Raw genomic sequence first — 24,063 nt, forward strand, 5'->3', positions numbered from 1 at the left:
GGATCCGCTTCCACCGAAGGAGAACTCGTGACCGAATGGCAGTGTGTCGGGGCGGCCGACGACTTCCGGGACGGCGCCGCGCACGCGGTCCGCGCGTTCGACACCGACCTGGTGGCGTTCGCCGACCGGGCCGGCGCCGTCCACATCTTCGACGCCCGCTGCCCGCACATGGGCGCCGACCTGAGCCGTGGCCGCGTCGTCGGTGACCACCTCGACTGTCCGGCACACCAGTGGCGGTGGAACGGGGCCGGGAAGTGCGTCGGCGGCTCCCCGAAACCGACACCGCTGCGGGTGTGGCCCACCGAAGAACGCGACGGACAGGTGTACGTGCGGGCCCCCGAGACCCGGGCCTACGGACGCGCCACCCGTTCGGGGCCGGCCGAATGGTTCGGTGGGGTGCCGGCGCCGGCAGGGGTTCGGAGGGGCCCGGATGCCCGCGGCAACTGACCTCCTGACGATCGGCCAGGTCGCCGAGCGTGCCGGGATCGCGTCGTCGGCGATCCGGTTCTACGAGGATCAGGGGCTGATCGAGTCGGAGCGCACGTCCGGGAATCAGCGCCGCTATCGGCGGCACGTGCTGCGACGGTTGTCGTTGATCCTCGTCGCGAAACGGCTCGGTATCCCGCTGTCGGAGGTCGCGGACGTGTTCGCGGATCTGCCGCACGACCGGATGCCCGGCCAGCAGGACTGGGAGCGGATCTCCCGGCGGTGGGCCGCGCACCTCGAGGCGCGGCGACGGGAACTCGAGCAGCTCGAACGCGAGATCACCGGTTGCATCGGCTGCGGCTGCCTGTCGCTGCAGCGGTGCGCGGTCCTCAACCCGGGGGACCGGCTCGGCGCGGACGGGCCCGGCCCGCGGCGACTGCCGCACGAGGACTGATCGCCGACCGTTCGTCGTCGCCGGACGACCGTTCGGCGCACAGTCGGGCAATTCGGCGTGTGAGCGGCAGCACACCCTTCGGTTGTGACCTGGCTCTCACTAACGTCGCATCGCAACCACCGCACCAGCGTTCGCGATGCGGTCGCCACGTCCCAGGAGCCGACCATGACCACCACCGACCTCGGTTCGGGGGTACCGCCGCAGCGCAGTGCCCCCGACGCGCAGGCCTTCCTCGACATGCAGGCCAGTCCGCAGTTCCAGGAGTTGCGGACTCGCTTGCGGCGCTTCGTGTTCCCGATGGCCGCGTTCTTCCTCGCGTGGTACGCGATCTACGTGCTGCTCGCGACGTACGCGTCGGGCTTCATGGCCACCGAGGTGATCGGTCACGTCAACATCGGCATCGTCCTCGGGCTCGGCCAGTTCGTGTCGACGTTCGTGATCACCGCGCTGTACGTGAAGTTCGCGAACCGTGAACTCGATCCCCGTGCCGCGGCGATCCGCGACGAGTTGGAAGGACCGGTCAAGTGACGACGATTCTCGCGGCGGAGGGTTCCCAGGTCGGCAACCCGGTCCTCAACATCGCCATCTTCGTGGCGTTCGTGGTGATCACGATGGGCATCGTGATCCGGGCGAGCCGCACCACCAAGAAGGCGTCCGACTTCTACACCGGCGGCGGCCAGTTCTCCGGCCCGCAGAACGGTGTCGCGATCGCCGGCGACTACCTGTCGGCGGCGTCGTTCCTCGGTATCGCCGGGGCGATCGCCGTGTACGGCTACGACGGCTTCCTGTACTCGATCGGCTTCCTCGTCGCGTGGCTCGTCGCGCTGCTGCTGGTGGCCGAACTCCTGCGCAACACCGGACGATTCACGATGGCCGACGTGCTCAGCTTCCGGCTGAAACAGCGTCCGGTCCGCATGGCTGCGGCACTGTCCACGCTCGTCGTGTCGCTGTTCTACCTGCTCGCCCAGATGGCCGGTGCCGGCGGACTGGTCGCGCTGCTGCTCGACATCCACGACAAGGCCGGTCAGGCGATCGTCGTCGCCGTCGTCGGTGTGCTGATGATCGTGTACGTCCTCGTCGGCGGCATGAAGGGCACCACGTACGTGCAGATGGTCAAGGCCGTCCTGCTCATCGCCGGGGCCGCCATCATGTTCGTGCTCGTGCTGCTCGCGGTGCGCGGCAACTTCTCCCAGTTGCTCGCCGACGCCCAGAACACCGTCTCCCAGTCCACGAACGACGCCGTCGCGAGCCGCGACATCCTCGCGCCGGGTGCCAAGTACGGCATCAGTGGGATGACCCGGCTGGACTTCATCTCTCTCGGCATCGCCCTGGTCCTCGGCACCGCGGGCCTGCCGCACGTGCTCATGCGCTTCTACACGGTGCCCACCGCGAAGGAGGCCCGCCGCTCGGTGACGTGGGCGATCGGCCTGATCGGTGCGTTCTACCTGTTCACCCTGGTCCTCGGCTACGGCGCCGCCCGGATGGTCGGCCCCGACAAGATCCTCGGCGCCCCCGGCAAGGAGAACGCGGCCGCCCCGCTGCTCGCCTTCGAACTCGGCGGCACCCTGTTCCTGTCGATCATCTCCGCGGTCGCGTTCGCGACGATCCTCGCGGTCGTCGCCGGCCTCGCGATCACCGCGTCGGCCTCGTTCGCCCACGACATCTACGCCAGTGTCATCAAGCGCGGCAAGGTATCCGAGGAGGAGCAGGTGCGGGTCTCCCGGATCACCGTCGTGGTGATCGGTCTCGCGTCGATCGTGCTCGGCATCCTGGCGATGGGCCAGAACATCGCGTTCCTCGTCGCCCTGGCGTTCGCGGTGGCCGCGTCGGCGAACCTGCCGACGCTGCTGTACTCGCTGTTCTGGAAGGACTTCAACACCACCGGCGCCCTGTGGAGCATCTACGGCGGCCTGATCAGCTGCCTCGTGCTGATCGTGTTCTCGCCGGCCGTCTCCGGTGCGAAGAGTTCGATGTTCCCGAACGCCGACTTCGCCTGGTTCCCGCTGTCCAACCCGGGCATCGTGTCCATCCCGCTGGCCTTCCTGCTCGGCATCGTCGGCACCTACGTGGGCCGACGCAAGCTCGAGGACCCGGCCAAGCAGGCCGAGATGGAGGTCCGCTCGCTCACCGGTGTCGGTGTGGAGAAGGCCGTCGCGCACTAGCAAACCCGGTCCCGCTGCGCCCCGCGTCCCCCGACGCGGGGCGCAGCGGCGTCCCGTACGGTCCTGTACGTCGCGTTTCTCGGCGGCTACGATCCGACGATGGCCAAGCTGAAGGTGTCCGTCGACGTCCCCATGAGTCCCGAGGACGCGTGGAAACGAGCGTCGGATCTGACGGGTTTCGACGAGTGGCTCAGCATCCACGAGGCGTGGCGCAGCGAACTGCCCACCGAACTGCGGGCCGGCACCACCGTCAGCTCGATCGTGTCCGTCAAGGGGTTGCGGAACCGGGTCACCTGGACCCTGAAGAAATACGATCCGCCGCGCAGCCTCGTGCTGAAGGGCGACGGCAAGGGCGGCATCAAACTCGGACTGATCCTCGGTGTCGAACAGGTGGCCGCGGGCGCGAAGGTGATCCTCGACATCGAACTCGGCGGCGCGCCGCTGTTCGGGCCGATCGGGTCCGGTGTCGCGCGGGCCCTGCGCGGTGACATCGAGAGTTCCCTGCAGAAGTTCGTCACCCTCTACACCTGATCCGGGGAGGTCTCGGGAAGATGCCCGGTCGTCACACTGCACCGCGCTCGCGCCGGCCCGCCGTCGCGTACGGCGCGATCGGTCTCGTCGCCGCGGCGGCCGTCGGTACCGGCGCCTACGTGTTTGTCGACCGCAGTGGCGGCTGCGACACGGTGAGCGAGTACCGGGTGGCGACGGACCCGTCGATCGCACCGATCCTCACCGAGGTCACGGCGTCGGCGTCGGCCGAGGATCTCGGCTGCCGGTCGTTCACGATCACCGCGGCACCCGGCGCCGACGGACTCGGTGCCCCCGGCGACCCCAACCGACCCGACCTGTGGATTCCCGATTCGACGCAGTGGGTCGCGAAGGCCACCGCCGGGTCGGGCACCCCGTTCGACGTGGCCTTCCCGTCGATCGCCACCACTCCGGTGGTGATCGCGTCCCGCGCCGGTGAGATGCCGTCGTTCGCGACCTGGCTCGACGTGTTGCGACTGCACGGACTGCGGATCGGTGACCCGCTCACCAGCAGTGTCTCGAACGCCCCGATCGTCGGTGCGCTCGCCGAGGCCGGCGCGGGAATTGTTGCTGCCGACGCGGTTCCGGCGGCACTCGTGCCGCTCGCGCAGGCGCAGGCCGCGAACATGCACCAGGCCGACGCCGCGCAGCGACTGGCAGCCGTGGCATCCGACGGCGGCATCGCGATCGTCACCGAACAGCAGGTGGTCGGCGACACGGCAGTGACGACGACGGTGCCCGACTCGGGTGCGGTGTTCCTCGACTACCCGGTGGTGGTGACCACGTCCGGCACCGACCACACCGCAGTGAAGGACGCCGGGGTCGCCCTCGCTACGGTGATGGCGTCCGAGACCGGACGTAGTGCGCTGTCCCGCACCGGTTTCCGCAGCCCGGGGCGTTCCTCTCTGGACGGCGGGCGTGGTGTCGGCGACATTCCGGTGCTGACCCCGTCGGATCCGGTCGCGGCCGCGCAGGCACTGAAACGCTATGCGGTGCTCGCGTTGCCGTCGCGGGCGCTCGTCGTCGAGGACGTGTCCGGGTCGATGGCCGAGAAGGCCGGCCCGGACACCCGGATCGCGCTCACGGTGCAGGCCAGCGAGACCGGTGCGAAACTGTTCCCCGACAACGCCCAACTCGGGCTGTGGGCGTTCTCGATCGGCCTCGGGGGTGGCGGCAAGGACTACCGCGAACTCGTCCCGATCCGTCGGCTCGACGAGACCGTCGACGGCGTCACCCAACGGCAGGAACTGACCGACGCGGTCCGCACCCTCCCCACCCTCGTCAAGGGCGGCACCGGACTCTACGACACGACGCTCGCCGCGTTCCGGAGGGTCAAGGAGGGCTACGACCCGGCCGCGGTCAACAGCGTCATCCTGCTCACCGACGGCGCCGACGAGGACCCGTCGAGCATCACGCTCGACGAACTGCTCGCGACGCTGAAGAAGGAACAGGACCCGGCCCGCCCCGTCATCATCGTCACCATCGGTGTCACCGAGGACGCCGACGCCGCCGTCCTGCAGAAGATTTCCGCCGCCACCGGCGGCACCAGCCACATCGCCCGCAACCCCGCGGAGATCCCCGGCGTGTTCGTCGACGCGATGCGGAGTCGCGCGGCCGGCTGAGCTGTTGTGCCCTCGGCAGGATTCGAACCTGCGACACCGGCTTTAGGAGAGCCGTGCTCTATCCCCTGAGCTACGAGGGCGGGGGCGGGGTGGACGCGATTCGGTGCGCCTGCCGCAGTCAGTGAGTGTAGCGGTCCGCGTGGCCCGGCGATGAATCGGACGAGGTCGCCGGGTCCGCGATTCGGTTCGCCGAAAATAAAGAACGAGTAACGCTGGTCACGGACTATATGAATTTGTTACCTTGGCTCGTCAGCAAGATCGAGTGCACTGGCGCAGTGCGCGGCCGAAGAAACGATTGACGAGGTAGTAACTGTGGGACGCCATCGCCTTGCAACCCCGGGCCCCAGCGCGGGTGTCAAGGCCGCTACCGTCGCCGCCGCTACCGGCGCGATCCTGACCGCGGGTGCGCAGCTCGGTGCCGGCTCGGCCGCTGCCGCCACGATTCCCGGCACCCAGATCCAGCTGCCGGAACTTCCGGCCCTGCCCGAACTTCCGGCCCTGCCGGTGCTGCCCGCGCTGCCGACTGCGCAGCAGATCGTCGACAGCGTCAAGGCCGCCCCGATTCCCGCCGAACTGCCGCAGGTGCAGGACGCGATCCGCGCCGCCGTCGCCACCGCCGAGGCCCAGTTGGGGTCCACCGGCTCCGCCGGCAGCCTCGCGCCGCGCGCCGTCAAGCCCGTCTCCGGCACCCTCACTTCCGACTTCGGTCCGCGCTGGGGTGTCCGGCACAGCGGCCTCGACATCGCCGCCCCGATCGGCACTCCCGTGTTCGCGGCCGCCGACGGTGTCGTCGTCGACGCCGGTCCGGCGTCGGGCTTCGGCCTGTGGGTGCGGGTCCTGCACGACGACGGCACCACCACCGTCTACGGCCACGTCAACGACTACCAGGTGAGTGCCGGCCAGCGGGTGACCGCGGGTCAGCAGATCGCCACGGTCGGCAACCGCGGCCAGTCCACCGGACCGCACCTGCACTTCGAGGTGTGGGACAGCTCCGGCACCAAGGCCGATCCGTCGTCGTGGCTCGAGGAGCGCGGTGTCGCGGTCACGTGGCGCGGCGCCTCCACCACCATGTGACGGACCCGTCGAACGTCAGCCGCGGGCCAGGGCGACCGAGGCTTCCGCGGTGTAGTTCAGGAACGTCAGCGACTCCTGGAAGTACAGCTCGACGGTCTCCGAATCGTGCGACAGGTAGCCGATCGACAGGTCCTGCCCGATCTGCAGGTCGAAGTCGCCGCCCCGGGTACTGAGCACGAACGCCCCGTCGATCGCCGGCGCCCAGATGATGTCGCCGTCGACGAGCCGTCGGATGTGCTCCCGGATCGGGTAGCCGTGATCGGACGTCTCGCTGACCTGGGTGTACGCGTCGGCGCTCAGCAGCACCGAGTAGGGGCCGTCGACACCGGCGAGCCGCAACTCGGACAGGGCCTGGCTGATCGCTTCGGGGACGTCGCGCACGTCGTCGGGCAGCCGCAGCGGCGGGTTCGACGAGTTCGCGCGGATGCCGACGATCCCGGCGGCCGTGTAGCCCTCGAAGATCGCCCGGTCCTCGGCGAACGCGATCTTCTTCGCGGCTTCCTTCACCGCATCCCAGTCGGCGTCCTGTGCGCCGCGTTCGACGTTGTCGATCTCTTCGCGGGACAGGGTGAACGGCACCCGCAACTCCACGAGCGGGGCCACCGTCCGCTGCCGGGCCAGCACACCGGACGCGGGTGCGTCGATCGCCGTGGTGCGGCCCAGGCCGACCGCGGAGAAGTCGGTGCCGTGCGGGCCGGAGACGTCGACGACGGTGCGGCCGGCGATGTGTCGTTTGAAGGTGCGGGCAGCTTCCTCCTCGATCGACGCCCACGCGGCGTCGGTGACGGGGGCGAGACCGCGATAGAGATTGTTCATCGTGTGGAACTCCTTCTCAGGCTGCCGATTCCGAGTGATCCGTCCGTGGCGGGGGACGGGCTCGTGTCGTCGGTGACGGCGGGCCGGACGTTCGGCGCGGACGGGAGGTCGTCGAGGAACTCGAGGGTGGGGGAGAAGAACAGGCCGCCGGTGACGGCCGTGGAGAAGTCGAGGATGCGGTCGGTGTTGCCCACGGGTACGCCGACGAACATGTTGCGCAGCATCTCCTCCGTCACCGCCGGGGTGGCCGCGTATCCGATGAAGTAGGTGCCGAACTCGCCGGCGCCGAGGCTGCCGAACGGCATGTTGACACGCAGGATCCGACGCTCGCCGCCGGCGTCGTCGGTGATCGTGTTCAGGGCGACATGGGAATTCGACGGTTTCACGTCGTCGTCGAGTTCGATGTCGTCGAGTTTGGTGCGGCCGATGACGCGTTCCTGCTCCTCGGTGGAGATCGCGTTCCAGGAGTCCATGTCGTGCAGATACTTCTGCACGATCACGTAACTGCCCCCGGTGAAGCCGGGATCCTCGTCGCCGACCAGGGCTGCCTCCGCGGCCTCGATGTCCTCGGGGTTCTCGGTGCCGTCGACGAAGCCGAGCAGGTCGCGCTGTTCGAAGTAGCGGAAACCGTGGGTCTCGTCGACGACGGTGGCCGCACCGCGCAACCGGTCCACGATCTTCGACGCGAGCTCGAAGCACAGGTCCGTCGATACCGCGCGGATGTGGAACATCAGGTCGCCGGGCGTCGACGGTGCGCGGTGGCGTCCCCCGTCGAGCGCGACGAACTCGTGCAGCTGGGCGGGACGGGGCCCGTCGAACAGCCGGTCCCACGCGGACGAGCCGATCGAGGTGACGCACACCAATCCCGATCCGGGAACCCGGAATCCGACGGACTTGCGGAGCCCGTCCACATCGGCGAGCAGATCACGGACAGTGCCCTCGCCGCCCTCGTCGACGGTGAACACGAGGAAGATCGCCGCGGGGGTGAGCGGCGTCAGGATCAACTGTGATCGGGCCACACCTCACCGTAGATCACCCCGGCCCCGGACGCCGGAAAAGCCGCGACCGCCGGCGACATCATGTCGCCGGCGGTCGCGGGTCGGGCTGGGGGCTACGCGCTCGCGCCGGACCAGCTGTCCGGGCCGAACACCTCGTAGTGGATGTTCTCGGCCGGGACGTTGCGGGCGATGAGCGACTCCTTCATCGCGAGCATGAACGGCAGCGGGCCGCACAGGAACGCGCGGGTACCGGGCTCGATGACGATGTCGGTCAGATCCGCACGGCCCAGACGGGTTCCGGCGAACGCCTCACGCGCACCCAGATCCTCGTACCAGCGGTGCACGACACCCGAGGGCAGGCGGTCGACGAGCTCGGCGAGCTCGGCGCGGTGGGCGTGCTGCGCGGCCGAACGGTCGGCGTGCAGCACCGAGACGGCGCGCGTGTCGTCCGTCGACGCGAGGTGCTCGAGCATGCCGATCATCGGGGTGCAGCCGATGCCGGCAGAGATGAGCAGCAGCGGTGCGTCGTCCTCGGGCAGCGTCAGGTCACCGAACGGCAGCGATACCTTCAGCTCGTCGCCCTCGAAGAGGTTGTCGTACAGGAAGTTCGACACCTCGCCGGCCGGGACGGTGGATCCGTCGGCCCGGGTCAGGGCGCTGATCCGCTTGACGGTGATCCGCCACTCGGCGTCCGTCGGCTCGCACGCCAGGCTGTACTGGCGGATCTGGTGGGCGCCGTCCGGCAACTCCACCTGCACCGAGATGTACTGGCCGGGAGCGAAGGTCGGCAGGGCCGAACCGTCGAGGGAGGCCAGCGTGAACGACACGGTGTCGGCCGACTGGTGGGTACGCAGCGCCACCTTCACGGTCCGCCACACGTCGCCCGCCTCGACACCGGCACCCGCGTACAGGTCCTTCTCCATCGCGATGAGGGTGTTGGCCATCAGCCAGTACACCTCGTCCCAGGCGGAGGCGACCTCCGGCGTCACGGCCTCGCCGAGGACCTCGACGATCGCCTCGAACAGGTGCTTGTGGACGACCCAGTACTGGTCGGCGGTGATGCCGAGCGACGCGTGCTTGTGTGCGATGCGCGACAGGATGGTCTGCACGCGTTCCTCGTCGGGGTCGAGTTGCAGCGTCGCGAACGCGGCGATGGCGCCGGCGAGAGCCTTCTGCTGCTCGCCCTGCTGCTGGTTGCCGCGGTTGAACAGATCGGTCTCGAGGGTCGGGTTGGCGGTGAACAGCTTCTGGTAGAAGAGTGTCGTGATGTCGCCGATCGCCGCACCCACGGCGGGCAGGGTGGCGCGGACGGTTTCCTTCGAGGCCTCCGAGAGCATCGGATTCTCCTGTTCGGTCGGGTTGTGGTGGGGTTCTACTTCGCTGCCGGCACGGTGAGTGTCAACAGCAGGTTCTCGGTGGACGATCCGGCGGCGGTGAGGTCGCGGACCGTCAGGGTGTCCAGTGCGTCGTAGAACGCGTTCTGGGCGTCACGCAGGGCGGAGCGTAGCCGACAAGCGTGTCGAAACGGGCAAGGATTGTCGCCTTCGCACGTCACGACCTCGGCGTCGCCCTCGAGTTGACGGGTGAGCCAGCCGAGGGACGCACTCCGTCCCAGATCGGTGATCGCGAGGCCACCACCACGCCCCCTGCGCGTGGTGAGGACCTCGAGTTCACCCAGCCGGGCAACCACTTTCGTGGCGTGGCTGTACGACACTGCGAGTTGCTGCGCGATCACGCGGGTACCGGGCTCGGCGGGTGCGCCGGCGACCGGTTCGGCCGCCAGGCGCATCACGATCCGCAAGCCCAGATCGGTGAACTGCGTCAACTGCATGACACGACCGTAGAAAATTGTCATGTCGGATGACAATTAAATGTGACGCGCGTCGCGGCGCCGGTGATCATGTTCCGACCTTGGCCCCAGGCGGCCGGGACCTTGGTCCCGAACCGCCCGGGACCTGCGCATCCACCCGCGGGCCCGGGTGAGTGACTAACGTCGGAGACGACACCGGATCGTCGCAACGGAAGTGGGTGAGCGGGATGGCCGCCGAGGGGATTCAGTACGGCGTCGACGAACCGTCGACCGCGCGGGACGCGAATTCGGTGGTGGTGGGTGTCGACGGCTCGGCCGCCGCACAGGCCGCTGTCGTGTGGGCTGCCCGCATGTGCGCCGCCCGGAAGCTGTCACTGCGGATCATCCACGCCCTGAACTTCTCGCCGTACACCTACGGTGCCCCGTACCTCGACGTCGCCGGTATCTACGACTGGATGGAGGTGCAGGGCAAGGACATCGTCACTGCGGCAGCCGAATCCGCGCGGCAGGTGTCCGCCGACCTCGACATCTCCACCGAGATCTCCACGATGGGCGGCGCCCGCTGGCTGGTGTCGCTGTCCGAGGACTCGCGGGCCCTCGTGCTCGGGGCGTCCGGCCGCGGCGCTGCCGGCGGTATCGGGTCGACGGCCGTCAATGCGGCCAGCCACGGCGTGTGCCCGGTGGTGGTGGTGCACCAGCGGGACGGCGCGGTCCCGGACAGCGGGCCGGTCGTCGTCGGTATCGACGGCAGCCCCACCAGCGAGCGGGCCACCGCCGTCGCGTTCGAGGAGGCCGCGCGGCGCGGGGTGCCGCTCGTCGCGATCCATGCGTGGAGCGACACCCCGCACGGCACCCTCGCCGGCGAGCGCAGTGCGATCCGCGATCCGCGGGGGTTCGAGGACGCCGAACACGAGGTGCTCTCCGAGCGACTCGCCGGCTGGTCCGATCGCTACCCGGACGTCGAGATCCGGCGGGAGTTGTACGTCGACGGCCCGCGCACCCACCTGCTCGCGTGGTCGCAGAAGGCGCAGCTGGTGGTCGTCGGCAGCCGTGGCCGCGGCGGATTCCGGGGACTGCTGCTCGGTTCCACCAGCAACGAACTGGTCCAGAAGGCGCAGTGCCCGGTGATGGTGGTTCGTCCCGCACGGTCGTAGAGTTCGAACCGGTTGTAACGTCCGTCACAGGAATCACGGAATGGGGTCGCCGATGCGTATCGGTATGGGCTTGAACTACAGCGGTGGATTCACCGAGACCGCCGACGAGGTCGCCGATCTGGAACGAGCCGGGCTGGACATCGTGTTCGTCCCCGAGGCGTACTCGTTCGACGCGGTCAGCCAGATCGGATTCCTCGCGGCGAAGACGTCGACGGTGGAGCTCGCGTCGGGCATCTTCCAGATCTACACCCGCACCCCGAGCCTGACGGCGATGACCGCGGCCGGACTGGACTACGTCTCGAACGGCCGCTTCGTCATGGGCATCGGCGCGTCCGGGCCGCAGGTGATCGAGGGCTTCCACGGCGTCAAGTACGACGCCCCCCTCGGTCGCACCCGCGAACTGGTCGACATCTGCCGCCAGGTGTGGCGCCGCGAGAAGGTCGAGCACCAGGGGCGCTACTACCAGATCCCGCTGCCCGCCGAGCAGGGCACGGGGCTGGGCAAGCCGCTCAAGCTCATCAATCACCCGGTGCGCGAACGTATCCCGGTCGTCATCGCGTCCCTCGGTCCGAAGAACGTCGCGATGACCGCGGAGATCGCCGAGGGCTGGGAGCCGATCTTCTTCCATCCGGAGAAGGCGGACGCGGTGTGGGGTGAGGCCCTCGCTGCCGGTAAGGCCAAACGCGATCCGAGCCTCGGTGACCTGCAGGTCTACGCGAGCCCCACCCTCGCGATCGGCGACGACGTCGAACCGATGCTGCAGTGGATCAAACCGCATCTGGCGCTGTACATCGGCGGCATGGGCGCCAAGGGCAAGAACTTCTACAACGACCTCGCCTGCCGATACGGCTACGAGGCGGAGGCCGAGAAGATCCAGGACCTCTACCTCGCCGGCAAGAAGGACGAGGCCGCGGCCGCCGTCCCGGACGAACTGGTGCGCGCCATCTCCCTCATCGGCACCGAGGATTTCGTGAAGGAACGCGTCGCGGCGTTCGCGGCCGCCGGGGTCACCACCCTCAACGTGACCCCGCTCGCCGCCGACCGTGCGGGCCGTGTCGCCCAGATCGAGAAACTGCGCGCGATCGCCGACTGACGGCCGCGACCGGAGAAGGAGAAACCCGCACCCATGAGCGCAACCGAAGCGAGCGCAACCGAGGCGATCGTCGTCGCCGTCGACGGATCCGAGGCGGCGTCGAACGCGGTGGTGTGGGCGGCGCGCTCCGCCGCACTCCACCGGCGTCGCCTGCACATCGTCACCGCCGTCCACATTCCGGCGTTCTACTACTCCGAGCCGTACCTGGCGCGCAGCTTCCAGGACGAGCTGCGCGACACCGCCCGTGCACGGCTCGACAGCGCCCAGGTACTGGCCCGGCAGTCCGCCGAGCCGGTCGGACCGATCGACGTCACCACCGAGGCGGTCGACGGGCGTCCCGCACCGACACTGATCGAGATGTCGGCGCGGGCATGGCGACTGGTGCTCGGCTCGCACGGGCACGGCGAGATCGCCGGCCTGATCGTCGGTTCCGTCACCGCCGCCGTCGCCGCCCACGCCGCATGCCCGGTCGTGGTGGTCCGCGGCCGCACCCTCGACGGACTCCCGCCGACCGAGGGCCCGATCGTCGTCGGCGTCGACGGATCCGAATCGTGCCGGCCCGCGGTCGCGGCCGCGTTCGAGGAGGCGTCGACACGCAGCGCCGGCCTCGTCGCCGTCAACGTGTGGAGCGATGTGAGCGTCCAGCCGTCACTCGGCGCCACCCCCGACGACCCGCACTGGAGCCGGATCCAGTCCGGGGAGGAAGTGGTGCTCGCCGAACGGCTGGCCGGCTGGCAGGAGCGCTACCCGGACGTCGACATCGAACGGGTCGTGGCCCGGGACCGTCCGGTGCGGGTGCTCAGCGAATATGCCGAACAGGCCCAGCTGATCGTCGTCGGCACCCGCGGCCGCGGCGGCTTCACCGGCATGCTGCTCGGCTCCACCAGTCGCGCCATGCTGCACACCGCCGACTGCCCGGTGATGATCGTGCCGTCGACGGACTCCCGGGAGAACTGACCGGACCCGGCAGCCGGTACATTCCCGAACTCCTGCTCGAATCCGCTATATCCGTCAATATTGTTGTGTGCATGGACAACTCCACAAAATTGACCGGTCTGAATGTTACGGTGACGTCGCCTGTACGTGTGGGGGAGCGTCATCCGTTCGGTCGGGGCGGCGGGTTTCGTGCGAACGAGGGCAGCCTTTCGATTTCCTCGACTTCATGCGATGTGGGCGCAGCGTCAACACATCATCGATGCAGGACGATCGAGGAGGTCTTATCACGATGTCGACGTACACGAAGGAAAGCCCCTGCGCTCGGAAGAAGAAGAGCCGCATCATGTGTGCGGCAACGGCTGTCGCCGCACTCGCGATCGTCTCGCCGGCCGTCGGACACGCCGATTCGGTGTCCTCCACCGGGAGCGACGGGAGCGTGACCGGGAGCGACGGAAGTTTGACCGGGAGCGACGGGAGCGTGACCGGGAGCGACGGAAGTTTGACCGGGAGCGATGGGAGCGTGACCGGGAGCGGCGGTGTCGGGAGCCTCGACGACGGGAGCCTCGGGTTGATCGGTTCGCTGCCGTTGCTCGGGAGTCTCGGTAGCGTCGGCAGTGGTGGCAGTCTCGGTAGTGTCGGCAGCGTCAACGGGGGCGGCGGCAGCGCACTGCTCGGCAGTGCACTCCTCGGGAGCGGGGCACTCGGCTCCGGCGGCTCCGGCGGATCGGGTGGTTCCGGCGGACCCGGTATTCCCGGACCGGGCGGCCCCGGCGCACCCGGTCCCGGTGGCGAGGGCCCCGGTGGCGAGGGCCCCGGTGGCGAGGGCCCCGGTGGCGAGGGCGGCCCCGGTGAGGAAGTGGCACCGAATGTTCCGCGCGGCGGCGGCCAGGTCGCGGTCGTCCCGGCCGGTGCGGTCGAAGCCGGTGGCGGGCCGGTGACACGCGGCCCGGCCGACATCGAGGGGGTACTCGTCGGTGCCGCGCTGGCCCTTACCGTTGCGGCGGGCGCGGGTGCGGCGTGGACGCGTCGCCGGGACTGCTGAGCCGATGACCGGCCGTGCCCGGACCCGCACCGGTAGCGGTGCAGGTCCGGGCACGCTCCGTCAGACGGTGCGCGCCAACCGGTTCGCGAGCAGCTTCGCGAAGTGCGCCGGATCCTCGAGTTCGCCGCCTTCCGCGAGAAGCGCGGTGCCGTACAGCAGTTCGGCGGTCTCGGCGAGGCTCGGATCGTCGCTGCGGTCGGCGTGCGCGGCCCGCAGGCCCTCGACCAGCGGGTGCGTCGGGTTCAGTTCGAGGATCCGCTTGAAGTGCGGAACCTGCTGTCCCGACGCCCGATACATGCGTTCGAGGGCCGGGGTCATGCCGAACTCGTCGCCGACGATGCACGCGGGGGAATCGGTCAGTCGCGTCGACAGCCGCACCTGCTTGACGTGGTCGTCGAGGGTCGTCGTCAGCCACGCCAGGACGTCGGCGAATTCCTTGCCCTGCTCCTCGCGCTGGGCTTCGGCCTCCTTCTTCTCCTCGTCGGTACCCAACTCCACCTCACCCTGCGCGATCGACTGCAGCGGCCGGCCGTCGAACTCGGGGACCGATGTCACCCACATCTCGTCGACCGGGTCGGTGAGCAGCAGCACCTCGAGTCCGCGGGCCCGGAACGCCTCCATGTGCGGCGACGACTCGAGCTGCTGGCGGGACTCGCCGGTGAGGAAGTAGATCTGATCCTGTCCGTCGGGCATGCGCTCGACGTACTGTGCGAGCGTGGTCTGCTCGTCCTCGCTGTGTGTCGACGGGAACGACGAGATCTCCAGCAGCAGTTCACGATTGTCGAAGTCCGACAGCAGGCCCTCCTTGAGGACCCGACCGAACTGCGACCACAGCGTCGTGTACTTGTCGCGGGTCTGCTTGTCGTCGGACGACTGCAGATCCCGGATCGTGGTGAGCACCTTCTTGGTGAGCCGGCGGCGGATCGCCCGGATCTGCCGATCCTGCTGCAGGATTTCGCGGGACACGTTGAGCGACAGGTCCTGCGCGTCGACGACACCGGTGACGAAACGCAGGTACTCGGGCATGAGTTCCGCGCAGTCGTCCATGATGAACACCCGCTTGACGTACAGGTGGATACCGGACCGGTGCTCGCGGGAGAACAAGTCGAACGGCGCGTGCGACGGCACGAACAGCAGCGCCTGGTACTCGAACGTGCCCTCGGCCTTCATCGGGACGATCTCGAGCGGATCGTCCCACGAATGGCTGACGTGCTTGTAGAACTCGTTGTACTCCTCGTCGGTGACCTCGCTGCGCGGGCGGGCCCACAGCGCCTTCATCGAGTTCAGCGCCTCGGTGGCGTCCTCGACCTGCATCCGCACCGGGTACGAGATGAAATCCGAGTAGCGCTTGACGATCTCGCGCAGTGTCGACGCGGCCGTGTAGTCGTGCATGTGGTCGTCGGTGTCGACGGGCTTGAGGTGCAGTGTCACCGACGTGCCCTGCGGGGCGTCGTCGACGGTCTCGATCGTGTAGGTGGCGTCGCCGGACGACTCCCATCGCGTCGCATGCTTCTCGCCGGCCTTGCGGGTCAACAGCGTCACCCTGTCGGCGACCATGAACGTCGAGTAGAAGCCGATACCGAACTGCCCGATCAAGGCTTCCGAGGCTGCGGCATCCTGCGCTTCGCGCAGCTTGTGCCGTAGCTCGTTCGTCCCGGACTTGGCGAGCGTGCCGATCAGATCGATCACCTCGTCGCGGGACATGCCGATCCCGTTGTCGCGCACCGTGAGTGTGCGCGCCTCGGTGTCCGGAACCAGTTCGATGTGCAGATCCGAGACGTCGGCCTCGAGGTCCTTGTCGCGGAACGCCTCGAGCTTGAGCTTGTCGAGTGCGTCGGACGAGTTGGAGACCAACTCGCGCAGGAAGGTGTCCTTGTTGGAGTACACCGAATGGATCATCAGATCCAGGATCTGGCGTGTCTCCGTCTGGAACTCGTGCTGTTCGATACCCGTGGTCATACCGAAAATCGTAGGTCACCCGGCGGTGAGCAGCGATGCTCCGATCGTGACGAAACTGTGCCGCAGAGCCGGCGTCCGCACATCGCCCGCGGCCGATTCCACGTAGTGGGAGAGACCGGGGCCGACCGGCCGAAACAGGCACGGTAGCGTTTTCGTCGAGAGTGCCGAGCGTTCACGGAAGGTGGCACCGATGACACGGGTCTTTCTGGTCGACGATCACGAGATCGTCCGACGCGGACTGGTCGATCTCCTGGGCAGTGCCCCCGACCTGACGGTGGTCGGCGAGGCCGCATCGGTGGGGGAGGCGATGGCCCGGATCCCCGGGAGCGGCGCCGACGTCGCCGTCCTCGATGTGCGGCTTCCCGACGGCAACGGCGTCGAACTGTGCCGCGACCTGCGGGCCGTGCTCCCGGATCTGCGGTGCCTCATGCTCACGTCGTACGCCGACGACGAAGCCCTGTTCGACGCCGTCATGGCCGGGGCGTCCGGGTTCGTGCTCAAGCAGATCCTCGGTACCGACCTGATCTCCGCGGTCCGCACCGTCGGCGCCGGCGGGTCGCTCCTCGACAGCCGCGCCACCGCCGCCCTCATGCAGCGCATCCGCTCCGAACGCACCGTCGACCCGCTCGCCGACCTGTCCGACCAGGAACGGGCCGTGTTCGAACTGATTGGTGAGGGCCTCACCAACCGTGAGATCGCCGAACGCCTCTTCCTCGCCGAGAAGACCATCAAGAACTACGTCTCCCGCCTGCTCGCCAAACTCGGCATGCAACGCCGCACCCAGGCCGCGGTCCTCGCGACGGAACTGAAGAACACGAGGCGCTGACGCACCTGTGCGCCTTTTTGGTAGTAGCTACTACCAAAAAGGCGCACAGCACCTATCGCAACGGCACCCGCCAGGTCAGTTCCGTGCCACCGGTGTCGGACGGTAGAACGGTGCAGCTGCCGCCGCACTGTTCGGCGCGGCGGGCCAGGTTGGCGAGGCCGCTGCGGCGCGGATTGTCGGGGACGCCGCCGATGCCGTCGTCGCAGATACGGAGGGTGAGGTGGTCGTCGGCGTCGATTGCGACGGTGATCGTGGTGGCGCCGGCGTGCCGTAGTGCATTGCTCAGTCCTTCCCGCAGCACCGCCTCGGCGTGCGGATGGATCCGGGCCGGGACCAGGGTGTCGATCGCGCCGGTGAACTGCACGTTCGGGGTCAGTGTGGAGCGGGTGGTGAGGTCGCCGATCGCGTCGAGGAGGCGTCGGCGCAGGCTCGTCGACGCCTCCGAACCGGCGGTGTGCAGATCGAAGATCGTGGTGCGGATCTCGCTGATCGTCCGATCCAGCTGTGTCACCGTCTGGGAGAGTGTGGCCGCCGCGGATTCGGGGACGGGGCAGGATTCGTCGAGCAGCAGGGACTGCAGGCTCATCCCCGTCGCGAACAGCTGCTGGATGACGTTGTCGTGCAGGTCGCGGGCGATGCGGTCCCGGTCGGCGAGGACGTCGAGTTGCCGTCGGCGGTGCTGCTGGTCGGCGAATTCCACCGCGAGGGCCGCCGAGTCGGCCATCGACCCGAGCCGGGTGATCTCGTCCGGCGTCCAGCATTCGCTGCTGCGGGTCACCACCAGCAGCCCCGCGACCCCGGACGTCGTCGACAGCGGCAGTGCGGCGACCCGGACTCGGCCGGTGGTGCCGAACGGCGCCACCCGATCCTGTTCGGTGAGCCGGGCGGGACGCCGCCCCCGCACCACCGGCAGCAGATCCGAGCCGGACAGGTCGTGGACACTGCCGGCGCGCGGTCCGTCCGGTGCCGCGGCAGCCTCGATGCTCGCCCGTGCGCCGTCGACGACCAGGACGTAGGCGCCGTCCGCCCCGCACAGATCCCGGGTGCGGGTGACCAGCAGGTCGAGGGCCTCGTCGATCGAGCCGCCGGACAGCAGTCGGGCGTTGAAACCGGCGAGGGCGGTGAGCCAGCGTTCCCGGGTGCGGGACTCCTCGAACAGGTGCGCGTTGTCGATCGCGACTCCGGCGGAGGTGGCGAGGGCGTCGAGGATGGTTTCGTCCTCGTCGGTGAATTCGGGTCCGGACCGCTTCTCGGTGAGATAGATGCTGCCGAACACCTGGCCGCGCACGATGATCGGCATGCCGAGGAAACTGTCCATCGGCGGGTGGTTCGGCGGGAACCCGCTCGAGGCGGGATGTGCACCCAGATGCGCGACGCGGACCGGACGCGGATGCTCGATCAGCAGTCCGAGCAGTCCGTGCCCTTCCGGCAGGTGATCCATCCGGTTCCGTTCGGCCTCCGTGATGCCCTCGTACACGAACTCGGACAGGCCGCCGTCTGGGTTCCGTACACCGAGCGCACCGTAGCGGGCGCCCAGGAGGGTGGTCGCGGCCTGCACGATGCGCTGCAGGATCGAGTCGAGTTCCAGACCGGCCCCGACGACGAGGACGGCCTCGAGCAGTTCCTGCAGCCGGGCCGGTGTCGCGACGCTGTCGACGAGGCGTCCCCGCATGTCCGCGAGGACCTCTTCCAGGTTGTCGAAGTCCCGATCCGCGCTGTCGACCATGAGGGCAGCATAGGTGGCGGAAAAAATTCCGAGAATTCGGTTCGTTTCGTGTGTAACACGTTGCAGTGGCCGGTCGATGTAGTGGATGACGTCGTCGTGAGCAGGGTCGTGGTGGCCTGATCCGACACGCGCCGGTCCGGTGTCGAACCTCGGGGGAGGGGATCGACACCGGACCTTCCTTTCGTGTCGGACACCGCTAGAACCGGTCGGTAGCGTCCGGCGCCACTAGACTTCCTCCGGTGAAATCGACAGCACAGGATCTGAGCACCACCGCGATCCACGACCGCATTCTCGACGCCGCGGCAGCCTGCCTCGTCGAAGCCGGGTACGGGACGCGGTTGCACGCGGTCATCGCCGAACGCGCCGGACTGTCCCGGCCGACGGTCTACAAGTACGTCGGTGATCAGACGGAGATCGTCGAGGCACTGTTCCGGCGGGAGATCACCCGGTTCTTCGCGGTCCTCGAACCGGTTCTCCTCGACCACGACCGCTTCCGGGACGGGTTCGTCGAGTGCGTCGTGTTCTCGGTCGGATACGCGCGCCGGCACCGGGTGCTGCAGAAGGGTCTGCGGGACGAGCCGGCCATCGTGCTGTCCGGGTTCACCGTCCACGCGCAGCCACTCGTCGACCGCGGCGGCGAGGTCCTCGCCCCGCATTTCGCGCGGATGCTCGCCGCCGACCCGTCGTCGACGATCGATCCGCGGATCGCGAGCGAATGGGCGTTCCGGCTCGTGGCGTCGCTCGTCACCACGACCGGCAGTGTCGACACCGGTGACGACGACGCGGTGCGCGCTTTCGTGCACGGGCTGCTGTCGCTCGGTGCACCGCAGCCGGTGTGACTACTTCGCGACGGTGAGCAGGAACGCGACGTCCTCGAGCGCTTCGACACGGTGCCGGGCCGCCGGAATGATCAGCAGGTCACCCGTCGAGCCCTTCCACGAATCCTCGCCGCACACCAACGCCAGCTTGCCGGTGAGCACCAGGATCGTCGCCTCACCGGGGCTGTCGTGTTCGGCGAGACTGTTACCGGCACTCAACGCGACGACGGTCTGCCGGAGATGACGCTGATGGCCACCGAAGACGGTCTGCGAACTGCGGCCGCTCGACGACGTCGCCGCCAGCTTGAGCTGCTGGCGGGCCAGCGCCGTCAACGAGGTCTTGTCCATCACAGGCCACTCCGATACGTCGGGGACGAACGGGACGTCACCTCCGCAGTATGACCCACGACGGTGGTGTCGGCGCGGCGATCGGGCCTAACGGTTCGGCCACCGTGCGCCCGAACCCGTCAGGCGCGGACGTACGTGCGGAACCGGTACCGCAGCCCCGACGCCTCCGAGACGCGCCAGTCGCCGTCGTCGCGGACCACCCACCCGGCACCGATCTCCGGTGCGTACGCGTCACCGTCGATGGCCGCGTCGATCTCGGTGACGACCAGCCGATCCGCGAACGGCAGTGCCGCCGTGTAGATCTGGCTGCCGCCCATCACCCAGGCGGTGTCGCCGGCGAGTTCGAGGGCATGTTCGACACCGTGGGCGGTCTCGGCGCCGTCCACCGACCACTCGGCCTGACGGGTGACCACGATGTTGCGGCGTCCGGGCAGCGGCCGGAACTTCGGCGGCAGCGAGTCCCACGTCCGCCGGCCCATCACCACCGGACTCCCGGCGGTCGTGTTCCGGAAATGCGCCATGTCCTCGGGGATCCGCCACGGGATCGTGTTGTCCTGACCGATCACCCCGGCGAGGGTCTGCGCCCAGATCAGGCCGACCATCAGACGGCCACCGGCGCCTTGATCGCCGGATGGTGCCGGTAGCCGACGATCTCGACGTCCTCGAACGTGTAGTCGAAGATCGAGTCACGCTTGCGCAACTGCAACGTCGGGTAGGGATACGGCTCGCGGGACAACTGCTCGGTGACCTGCTCGACGTGGTTGTCGTAGATGTGGCAGTCGCCGCCCGTCCACACGAAATCGCCCACCTCGAGACCCGTCTGCTGCGCCACCATGTGCGTGAGCAGCGCGTAGCTGGCGATGTTGAACGGCACCCCCAGGAACAGGTCCGCGGACCGCTGGTACAACTGGCACGACAGCTTGCCGTCGGCCACGTAGAACTGGAAGAACGCGTGGCACGGCTGCAACGCCATCGCGTCGAGATCGGCGACGTTCCACGCCGACACGATGATCCGACGCGAATCCGGATTCGACTTCAGCGTCTCGATCACCTGGCTGATCTGGTCGATGTGCGCACCCGACGGCGTCGGCCACGACCGCCACTGCACCCCGTACACCGGGCCCAGTTCACCGTCCGCGTCCGCCCACTCGTCCCAGATCGTGACGCCCCGGTCCTGCAGCCAGCGCACGTTCGACTCGCCGCGCAGGAACCACAGCAACTCGTAGACGATCGACTTCAGGTGCACCTTCTTGGTGGTGACCAGCGGGAAACCCTCGGACAGGTCGAAGCGCATCTGATGCCCGAAGACACTGCGTGTACCCGTTCCCGTACGGTCCGCCTTCGGCGTCCCGGAGTCCATGACGAGGCGGAGCAGATCTTCGTAGGGGGAATGCACCGAGCCAGTCTAGGCGGCTGCGCCACCCGTGCGCCTTTCTGGTAGCCGGGACTACCAAAAAGGCGCACAGCAGATAGCCTGCGGCACATGCGTGAGCTTCTCGTGATCGGCATCGGTGCCGGCGACCCCGACCAGGTGACCGTTCAGGCCGTGAAGGCCATGAACCGGGCGGATGTGTTCTTCGTCATCGGCAAGGGCGACGAGAAGCAGGAGCTCGTCGATCTGCGGACCACGATCCTCACCGAGCACATGGATCGCGACTACCGGATCGTCGACATCGTCGACCCGCCGCGGGACCGCACCCCCGACAACTACGGCTCCGTCGTCGACGACTGGCACGACCGCCGCGCGGAGATCTTCGAGGCGAAGTTCGCCGCGGAGGACGGGGTCGGCGCGATCCTGGTGTGGGGGGATCCGTCGCTGTACGACAGCACACTGCGGATCGTCGAACGGGTCCTGGCCCGCGGCAACGAGACGTTCGACTACACCGTGATCCCCGGTGTCACCAGCATCCAGTCGCTCGCCGCGCAGCACCGGATCGTGCTCAACCGGATCGGCGAGCCCGTCCACGTCACCACCGGGCGCAAGCTGCGCGACGGCCTGCCCGACGGTGTCGGCACCGCGGTCGTCATGCTCGACGCCGAATGCAGTTTCACCCACGTGCCGGGGGAGGACGTCGAGGTCTGGTGGGGTGCCTACCTGGGGCTGCCCGACGAGGTGCTGATCGCCGGCAAGCTGCGCGAGGTGGAGGACGAGATCGTCCGGGTCCGCGCCGAGTTGCGGGAGCGCAAGGGCTGGATCATGGACATCTATCTGATCAGGCGCTGACGGGTTCGTGCCGGCCGAACACCCAGCCGCGGAGCACGAGGAACCGTAGTCCGCCGACGACCGCGCTGACCGCGATCACCAGGCCGATCGAGAGGAGATCGGACGCGTCGGGAAAGAAGAAACTCAGCAGCGCCAACACGCACGACGACGCGACCAGGCCGAGGAGGGCCAGCGCACCGCCCTCCCACTGCGCAGTGAACCACGGCACCCGGGCGGCGGCCCGGAAGGTGCGTCGCCGGTGCAGTTCGTTGGCGAGCACCGTGCTGGTCGCGACCCCGACCGCATTCGCCAGGAACGTCCCGTACGTGTCGAGGACGACGAAGGTGAGCGCGTACACCGCGTTGCTCGATCCGCCGACGAGGGCGAACCGGGTGAGCTGGGCGGTCCATCCGTCGCCGCCCAGGCGCAGGTCGAGCATCGACATCGGGTCTCCCACAGCCTGGCATTTCGTTGCAAGTTGCAACGGTAGCCCATGCTGTCCGCATCGACGACATCCGGTCAGGGGAGCGGGTCCGCCACCTCGACCTCGGCCGGTGCCCCGTCGTAGCCCCGGTAGCCGGACCATGCGAGACGCCGGTCCCGGCCCGGATCCCGCTCGACCCGGGTCGGCACGTCGAAGATCAGGGTACGGCGCGCATCGGCGTCGTACCGCGGCCACCACGGCGTCGGCGCCCCGTCGCGCGCGAACGCGAGCCAGTTCTCCTGCACCCGGTCGGTGACCGCGCGCAGTCCGCGGTGACCACCGGGAGCGGTGAGCAGGCGTCCGGCGATCGACTCGCCGTACCCGAACACCGCGAACATCTCGAGGCCGTGGGTGGCGCCGAGACCGGCCCAGTGCAGCAGACGTGGTGCGAAATCGAACCGGTAGCCGTAGGTGGGGGCGACGGCCGAGTGCGCGTCGGCGATGTCGACGGACGGCTTCCAGAACGTCACGTCCCCGCCGAGGGCGATCGCGGCCCGCGCCGCCGGATACCCCGGATAGGCGGCGACGACACGGTCGCGGGCGTCCGGGTCGGTGTGCGCGAACATCGCGTCGATACGGCCGGCGTCGGTGGGCAGTCCGTCGAGGAACCGCGGAAACAGGGTTCCCTCACGGGCATTCGTGCCGATGATCAGCGGGACGCGGTGGGCGCGTCCGGTCGCGAAGGCGACCTCCGGCGACTCGGGCACGACGTCACCGTCCACGACGGGACCGAACAGGTGCAGGCCCGGCGTGTCCGCCAGGATGCGGGCGCTCACCCGGCTGCCGGCCTTCCCGAGCCGAGTCGGGGTCGCGGACCCGAGCGCGTCGACGGCCGACGCCGGATCGGTCGCGCCGAGTCGCTCGACGACCTCCCGCGCCCAGCTGCGGGCCCGGTCGGCGTCGTTGACGAGTACCGGGGCCGGGCTCTCGGCGATCGCCCGCGCGAACAGCCCGCTCGCGGCCGGCACCGCCATCAGTGTGGTGACCGACGTGCCGCCCGCGGATTCCCCGAACAGGGTGACGTTGCCGGGGTCGCCGCCGAACGCGGCGATGTTGCGGCGCACCCACTCGAGTGCGGCGATCTGGTCGCGCAGGCCGAGATTGGAGTCGAACGGTCGCTCGGGCGTGGAGAACGCGGTGAAGTCGAGGAATCCGAGCGCGCCGAGCCGATAGTTCGCCGACACGAAGATCACGTCGCCGCGGCGGACCAGCCGGTCCCCGCGGTAGAGCCCGAGGGCGGTGGTGCCCATGGTGTAGGCGCCGCCGTGCAGGAACACCAGCACCGGGCGCGGTGCGGTACTGGGTTCGGCCGGCGCGAGCACGTTGAGGGTGAGGCAGTCCTCCGACATCGGCTGGGCTCGGCCCGGCCGCAGCGTCGTCCCGGTGCGGTGCTGCGGGGCGGCGGCCCCGAACACGCCGGCGTCGCGTACCCCCGTCCACGGGGTCACCGGCTGCGACGCCCGCAGCCGCAGCGGTCCGACCGGCGGTGCCGCATAGGGAATTCCGCGCCAGGTCAGCAGATCACCGAGGCGGCGGCCGCGAACGGTGCCGTCGGCGCAGGTCACGTCCAGGCGTGCATCCATG

The 24,063-nt window shown here is 68.9% G+C and carries 25 protein-coding genes and 1 tRNA gene; 14 read left to right on the plus strand and 12 right to left on the minus strand.

Annotated elements, in window-relative coordinates; all coding sequences use genetic code 11:
• Positions 1-27: 27 nt before the first annotated feature.
• The 6 genes from E0497_RS03860 to E0497_RS03885 all read left to right on the plus strand — a co-directional run bounded on the left by E0497_RS03860 (position 28) and on the right by E0497_RS03885 (position 5,192).
• On the plus strand, positions 28-447 hold the full coding sequence (locus tag E0497_RS03860; protein ID WP_137723451.1) for a Rieske 2Fe-2S domain-containing protein: 420 nt from the start codon (positions 28-30) through the stop codon (positions 445-447).
• Complete coding sequence (gene soxR / locus E0497_RS03865) at positions 431-880, plus strand: redox-sensitive transcriptional activator SoxR (RefSeq protein WP_137723452.1); 450 nt, start codon at positions 431-433, stop codon at positions 878-880. Before E0497_RS03860 ends, soxR begins: the two co-directional genes overlap by 17 nt.
• A gap of 165 nt (positions 881-1,045) precedes the next feature.
• Positions 1,046-1,408, plus strand: coding sequence for a DUF485 domain-containing protein (locus E0497_RS03870; protein WP_137723453.1), 363 nt, complete (start codon positions 1,046-1,048; stop codon positions 1,406-1,408).
• Entirely contained in the window at positions 1,405-3,042 is a 1,638-nt protein-coding gene (locus E0497_RS03875; protein ID WP_137723454.1) for a solute symporter family protein, read from the plus strand. Before E0497_RS03870 ends, E0497_RS03875 begins: the two co-directional genes overlap by 4 nt.
• 99 nt (positions 3,043-3,141) lie before the next feature.
• The gene (locus E0497_RS03880; RefSeq protein ID WP_137723455.1) at positions 3,142-3,573 is read left to right on the plus strand and encodes a type II toxin-antitoxin system Rv0910 family toxin; all 432 of its coding nucleotides are present in this window, start codon (positions 3,142-3,144) and stop codon (positions 3,571-3,573) included.
• A gap of 20 nt (positions 3,574-3,593) precedes the next feature.
• Positions 3,594-5,192, plus strand: a complete 1,599-nt coding sequence (locus E0497_RS03885; RefSeq protein ID WP_137723456.1) for a substrate-binding domain-containing protein — start codon at positions 3,594-3,596, stop codon at positions 5,190-5,192.
• Between the two features lie 7 nt (positions 5,193-5,199).
• Here E0497_RS03885 and E0497_RS03890 read toward each other — a convergent pair.
• Positions 5,200-5,272, minus strand: a tRNA-Arg gene (locus E0497_RS03890).
• Positions 5,273-5,459: 187 nt separating this feature from the next.
• Between E0497_RS03890 and E0497_RS03895 the strand changes: the two genes are divergently transcribed.
• On the plus strand, positions 5,460-6,266 hold the full coding sequence (locus E0497_RS03895) for a M23 family metallopeptidase (protein ID WP_137723457.1): 807 nt from the start codon (positions 5,460-5,462) through the stop codon (positions 6,264-6,266).
• 15 nt (positions 6,267-6,281) lie between these two features.
• Here the strand turns inward: E0497_RS03895 and E0497_RS03900 are convergent, their stop codons facing one another.
• The 4 genes from E0497_RS03900 to E0497_RS03915 form a co-directional block, all read right to left on the minus strand.
• A complete protein-coding gene (locus tag E0497_RS03900; protein ID WP_137723458.1) occupies positions 6,282-7,082 on the minus strand; it encodes a family 1 encapsulin nanocompartment shell protein in 801 nt (266 codons plus the stop codon).
• Positions 7,079-8,101 carry a Dyp-type peroxidase gene (locus tag E0497_RS03905; RefSeq protein WP_137723459.1) on the minus strand — a complete coding sequence of 341 codons (1,023 nt, stop codon included), beginning with the start codon at positions 8,099-8,101 and terminating at the stop codon, positions 7,079-7,081. Before E0497_RS03905 ends, E0497_RS03900 begins: the two co-directional genes overlap by 4 nt.
• 92 nt (positions 8,102-8,193) lie before the next feature.
• Complete coding sequence (locus E0497_RS03910; RefSeq protein WP_137723460.1) at positions 8,194-9,417, minus strand: globin domain-containing protein; 1,224 nt, start codon at positions 9,415-9,417, stop codon at positions 8,194-8,196.
• Positions 9,418-9,452: 35 nt separating this feature from the next.
• The gene (locus E0497_RS03915; RefSeq protein WP_137723576.1) at positions 9,453-9,911 is read right to left on the minus strand and encodes an RrF2 family transcriptional regulator; all 459 of its coding nucleotides are present in this window, start codon (positions 9,909-9,911) and stop codon (positions 9,453-9,455) included.
• Positions 9,912-10,117: 206 nt separating this feature from the next.
• On the opposite strand from E0497_RS03915, the gene E0497_RS03920 reads away from it, so the two are divergent.
• From E0497_RS03920 to E0497_RS03935, 4 genes are all read left to right on the plus strand, one after another.
• On the plus strand, positions 10,118-11,044 hold the full coding sequence (locus E0497_RS03920; protein WP_137723461.1) for a universal stress protein: 927 nt from the start codon (positions 10,118-10,120) through the stop codon (positions 11,042-11,044).
• Between the two features lie 52 nt (positions 11,045-11,096).
• A complete protein-coding gene (locus tag E0497_RS03925) occupies positions 11,097-12,137 on the plus strand; it encodes an LLM class F420-dependent oxidoreductase (RefSeq protein ID WP_137723577.1) in 1,041 nt (346 codons plus the stop codon).
• 33 nt (positions 12,138-12,170) lie between these two features.
• Entirely contained in the window at positions 12,171-13,094 is a 924-nt protein-coding gene (locus E0497_RS03930; RefSeq protein ID WP_137723462.1) for a universal stress protein, read from the plus strand.
• A gap of 499 nt (positions 13,095-13,593) precedes the next feature.
• On the plus strand, positions 13,594-14,115 hold the full coding sequence (locus E0497_RS03935; RefSeq protein ID WP_137723463.1) for a hypothetical protein: 522 nt from the start codon (positions 13,594-13,596) through the stop codon (positions 14,113-14,115).
• Positions 14,116-14,175: 60 nt separating this feature from the next.
• Here the strand turns inward: E0497_RS03935 and htpG are convergent, their stop codons facing one another.
• Positions 14,176-16,074 carry a molecular chaperone HtpG gene (gene htpG, locus E0497_RS03940; RefSeq protein ID WP_137723464.1) on the minus strand — a complete coding sequence of 633 codons (1,899 nt, stop codon included), beginning with the start codon at positions 16,072-16,074 and terminating at the stop codon, positions 14,176-14,178.
• A gap of 190 nt (positions 16,075-16,264) precedes the next feature.
• On the opposite strand from htpG, the gene E0497_RS03945 reads away from it, so the two are divergent.
• On the plus strand, positions 16,265-16,900 hold the full coding sequence (locus E0497_RS03945; protein WP_137723465.1) for a response regulator transcription factor: 636 nt from the start codon (positions 16,265-16,267) through the stop codon (positions 16,898-16,900).
• Positions 16,901-16,952: 52 nt separating this feature from the next.
• On the opposite strand, the gene E0497_RS03950 is transcribed toward E0497_RS03945, so the two are convergent.
• Positions 16,953-18,626, minus strand: coding sequence for a GAF domain-containing sensor histidine kinase (locus E0497_RS03950; RefSeq protein WP_137723466.1), 1,674 nt, complete (start codon positions 18,624-18,626; stop codon positions 16,953-16,955).
• A 239-nt stretch (positions 18,627-18,865) separates the two neighbouring features.
• Between E0497_RS03950 and E0497_RS03955 the strand changes: the two genes are divergently transcribed.
• Positions 18,866-19,465, plus strand: a complete 600-nt coding sequence (locus E0497_RS03955; RefSeq protein WP_137723467.1) for a TetR/AcrR family transcriptional regulator — start codon at positions 18,866-18,868, stop codon at positions 19,463-19,465.
• Here the strand turns inward: E0497_RS03955 and E0497_RS03960 are convergent, their stop codons facing one another.
• From E0497_RS03960 to E0497_RS03970, 3 genes are all read right to left on the minus strand, one after another.
• Positions 19,466-19,792: a cupin domain-containing protein gene (locus E0497_RS03960; protein ID WP_137723578.1), complete on the minus strand. Its 327-nt coding sequence runs from the start codon at positions 19,790-19,792 to the stop codon at positions 19,466-19,468.
• A gap of 119 nt (positions 19,793-19,911) precedes the next feature.
• The gene (locus tag E0497_RS03965) at positions 19,912-20,394 is read right to left on the minus strand and encodes a dihydrofolate reductase (protein WP_137723468.1); all 483 of its coding nucleotides are present in this window, start codon (positions 20,392-20,394) and stop codon (positions 19,912-19,914) included.
• Positions 20,394-21,152 carry a thymidylate synthase gene (locus tag E0497_RS03970; RefSeq protein WP_241665702.1) on the minus strand — a complete coding sequence of 253 codons (759 nt, stop codon included), beginning with the start codon at positions 21,150-21,152 and terminating at the stop codon, positions 20,394-20,396. Before E0497_RS03970 ends, E0497_RS03965 begins: the two co-directional genes overlap by 1 nt.
• A gap of 123 nt (positions 21,153-21,275) precedes the next feature.
• Here E0497_RS03970 and cobF point away from each other — a divergent pair, with 123 nt between their 5' ends.
• Positions 21,276-22,016 carry a precorrin-6A synthase (deacetylating) gene (gene cobF / locus E0497_RS03975; protein WP_137723470.1) on the plus strand — a complete coding sequence of 247 codons (741 nt, stop codon included), beginning with the start codon at positions 21,276-21,278 and terminating at the stop codon, positions 22,014-22,016.
• Here the strand turns inward: cobF and E0497_RS03980 are convergent.
• On the minus strand, positions 22,006-22,440 hold the full coding sequence (locus E0497_RS03980) for a GtrA family protein (RefSeq protein ID WP_137723471.1): 435 nt from the start codon (positions 22,438-22,440) through the stop codon (positions 22,006-22,008). The genes cobF and E0497_RS03980 overlap by 11 nt on opposite strands.
• A 74-nt stretch (positions 22,441-22,514) precedes the next feature.
• A complete protein-coding gene (locus E0497_RS03985) occupies positions 22,515-24,062 on the minus strand; it encodes a carboxylesterase/lipase family protein (protein WP_137723472.1) in 1,548 nt (515 codons plus the stop codon).
• Between the last annotated feature and the right edge of the window lies 1 nt (position 24,063).

The organism is Prescottella subtropica (assembly GCF_005434945.1).
Taxonomy (GTDB): domain Bacteria; phylum Actinomycetota; class Actinomycetes; order Mycobacteriales; family Mycobacteriaceae; genus Prescottella; species Prescottella subtropica.

Excerpts from the sequence above, each read along its gene's own strand:
- soxR (WP_137723452.1), top strand. The coding sequence starts at position 431 with ATGCCCGCGGCAACTGACCTCCTGACGATCGGCCAGGTCGCCGAGCGT.
- E0497_RS03870 (WP_137723453.1), top strand. The coding sequence starts at position 1,046 with ATGACCACCACCGACCTCGGTTCGGGGGTACCGCCGCAGCGCAGTGCC.
- E0497_RS03880 (WP_137723455.1), top strand. The coding sequence starts at position 3,142 with ATGGCCAAGCTGAAGGTGTCCGTCGACGTCCCCATGAGTCCCGAGGAC.
- E0497_RS03885 (WP_137723456.1), top strand. The coding sequence starts at position 3,594 with ATGCCCGGTCGTCACACTGCACCGCGCTCGCGCCGGCCCGCCGTCGCG.
- E0497_RS03900 (WP_137723458.1), bottom strand. The coding sequence starts at position 7,082 with ATGAACAATCTCTATCGCGGTCTCGCCCCCGTCACCGACGCCGCGTGG.
- E0497_RS03910 (WP_137723460.1), bottom strand. The coding sequence starts at position 9,417 with ATGCTCTCGGAGGCCTCGAAGGAAACCGTCCGCGCCACCCTGCCCGCC.
- E0497_RS03915 (WP_137723576.1), bottom strand. The coding sequence starts at position 9,911 with ATGCAGTTGACGCAGTTCACCGATCTGGGCTTGCGGATCGTGATGCGC.
- E0497_RS03920 (WP_137723461.1), top strand. The coding sequence starts at position 10,118 with ATGGCCGCCGAGGGGATTCAGTACGGCGTCGACGAACCGTCGACCGCG.
- E0497_RS03925 (WP_137723577.1), top strand. The coding sequence starts at position 11,097 with ATGCGTATCGGTATGGGCTTGAACTACAGCGGTGGATTCACCGAGACC.
- E0497_RS03930 (WP_137723462.1), top strand. The coding sequence starts at position 12,171 with ATGAGCGCAACCGAAGCGAGCGCAACCGAGGCGATCGTCGTCGCCGTC.
- htpG (WP_137723464.1), bottom strand. The coding sequence starts at position 16,074 with ATGACCACGGGTATCGAACAGCACGAGTTCCAGACGGAGACACGCCAG.
- E0497_RS03945 (WP_137723465.1), top strand. The coding sequence starts at position 16,265 with ATGACACGGGTCTTTCTGGTCGACGATCACGAGATCGTCCGACGCGGA.
- E0497_RS03950 (WP_137723466.1), bottom strand. The coding sequence starts at position 18,626 with ATGGTCGACAGCGCGGATCGGGACTTCGACAACCTGGAAGAGGTCCTC.
- E0497_RS03960 (WP_137723578.1), bottom strand. The coding sequence starts at position 19,792 with ATGGACAAGACCTCGTTGACGGCGCTGGCCCGCCAGCAGCTCAAGCTG.
- E0497_RS03965 (WP_137723468.1), bottom strand. The coding sequence starts at position 20,394 with ATGGTCGGCCTGATCTGGGCGCAGACCCTCGCCGGGGTGATCGGTCAG.
- E0497_RS03970 (WP_241665702.1), bottom strand. The coding sequence starts at position 21,152 with ATGGACTCCGGGACGCCGAAGGCGGACCGTACGGGAACGGGTACACGC.
- cobF (WP_137723470.1), top strand. The coding sequence starts at position 21,276 with ATGCGTGAGCTTCTCGTGATCGGCATCGGTGCCGGCGACCCCGACCAG.
- E0497_RS03980 (WP_137723471.1), bottom strand. The coding sequence starts at position 22,440 with ATGTCGATGCTCGACCTGCGCCTGGGCGGCGACGGATGGACCGCCCAG.
- E0497_RS03985 (WP_137723472.1), bottom strand. The coding sequence starts at position 24,062 with ATGGATGCACGCCTGGACGTGACCTGCGCCGACGGCACCGTTCGCGGC.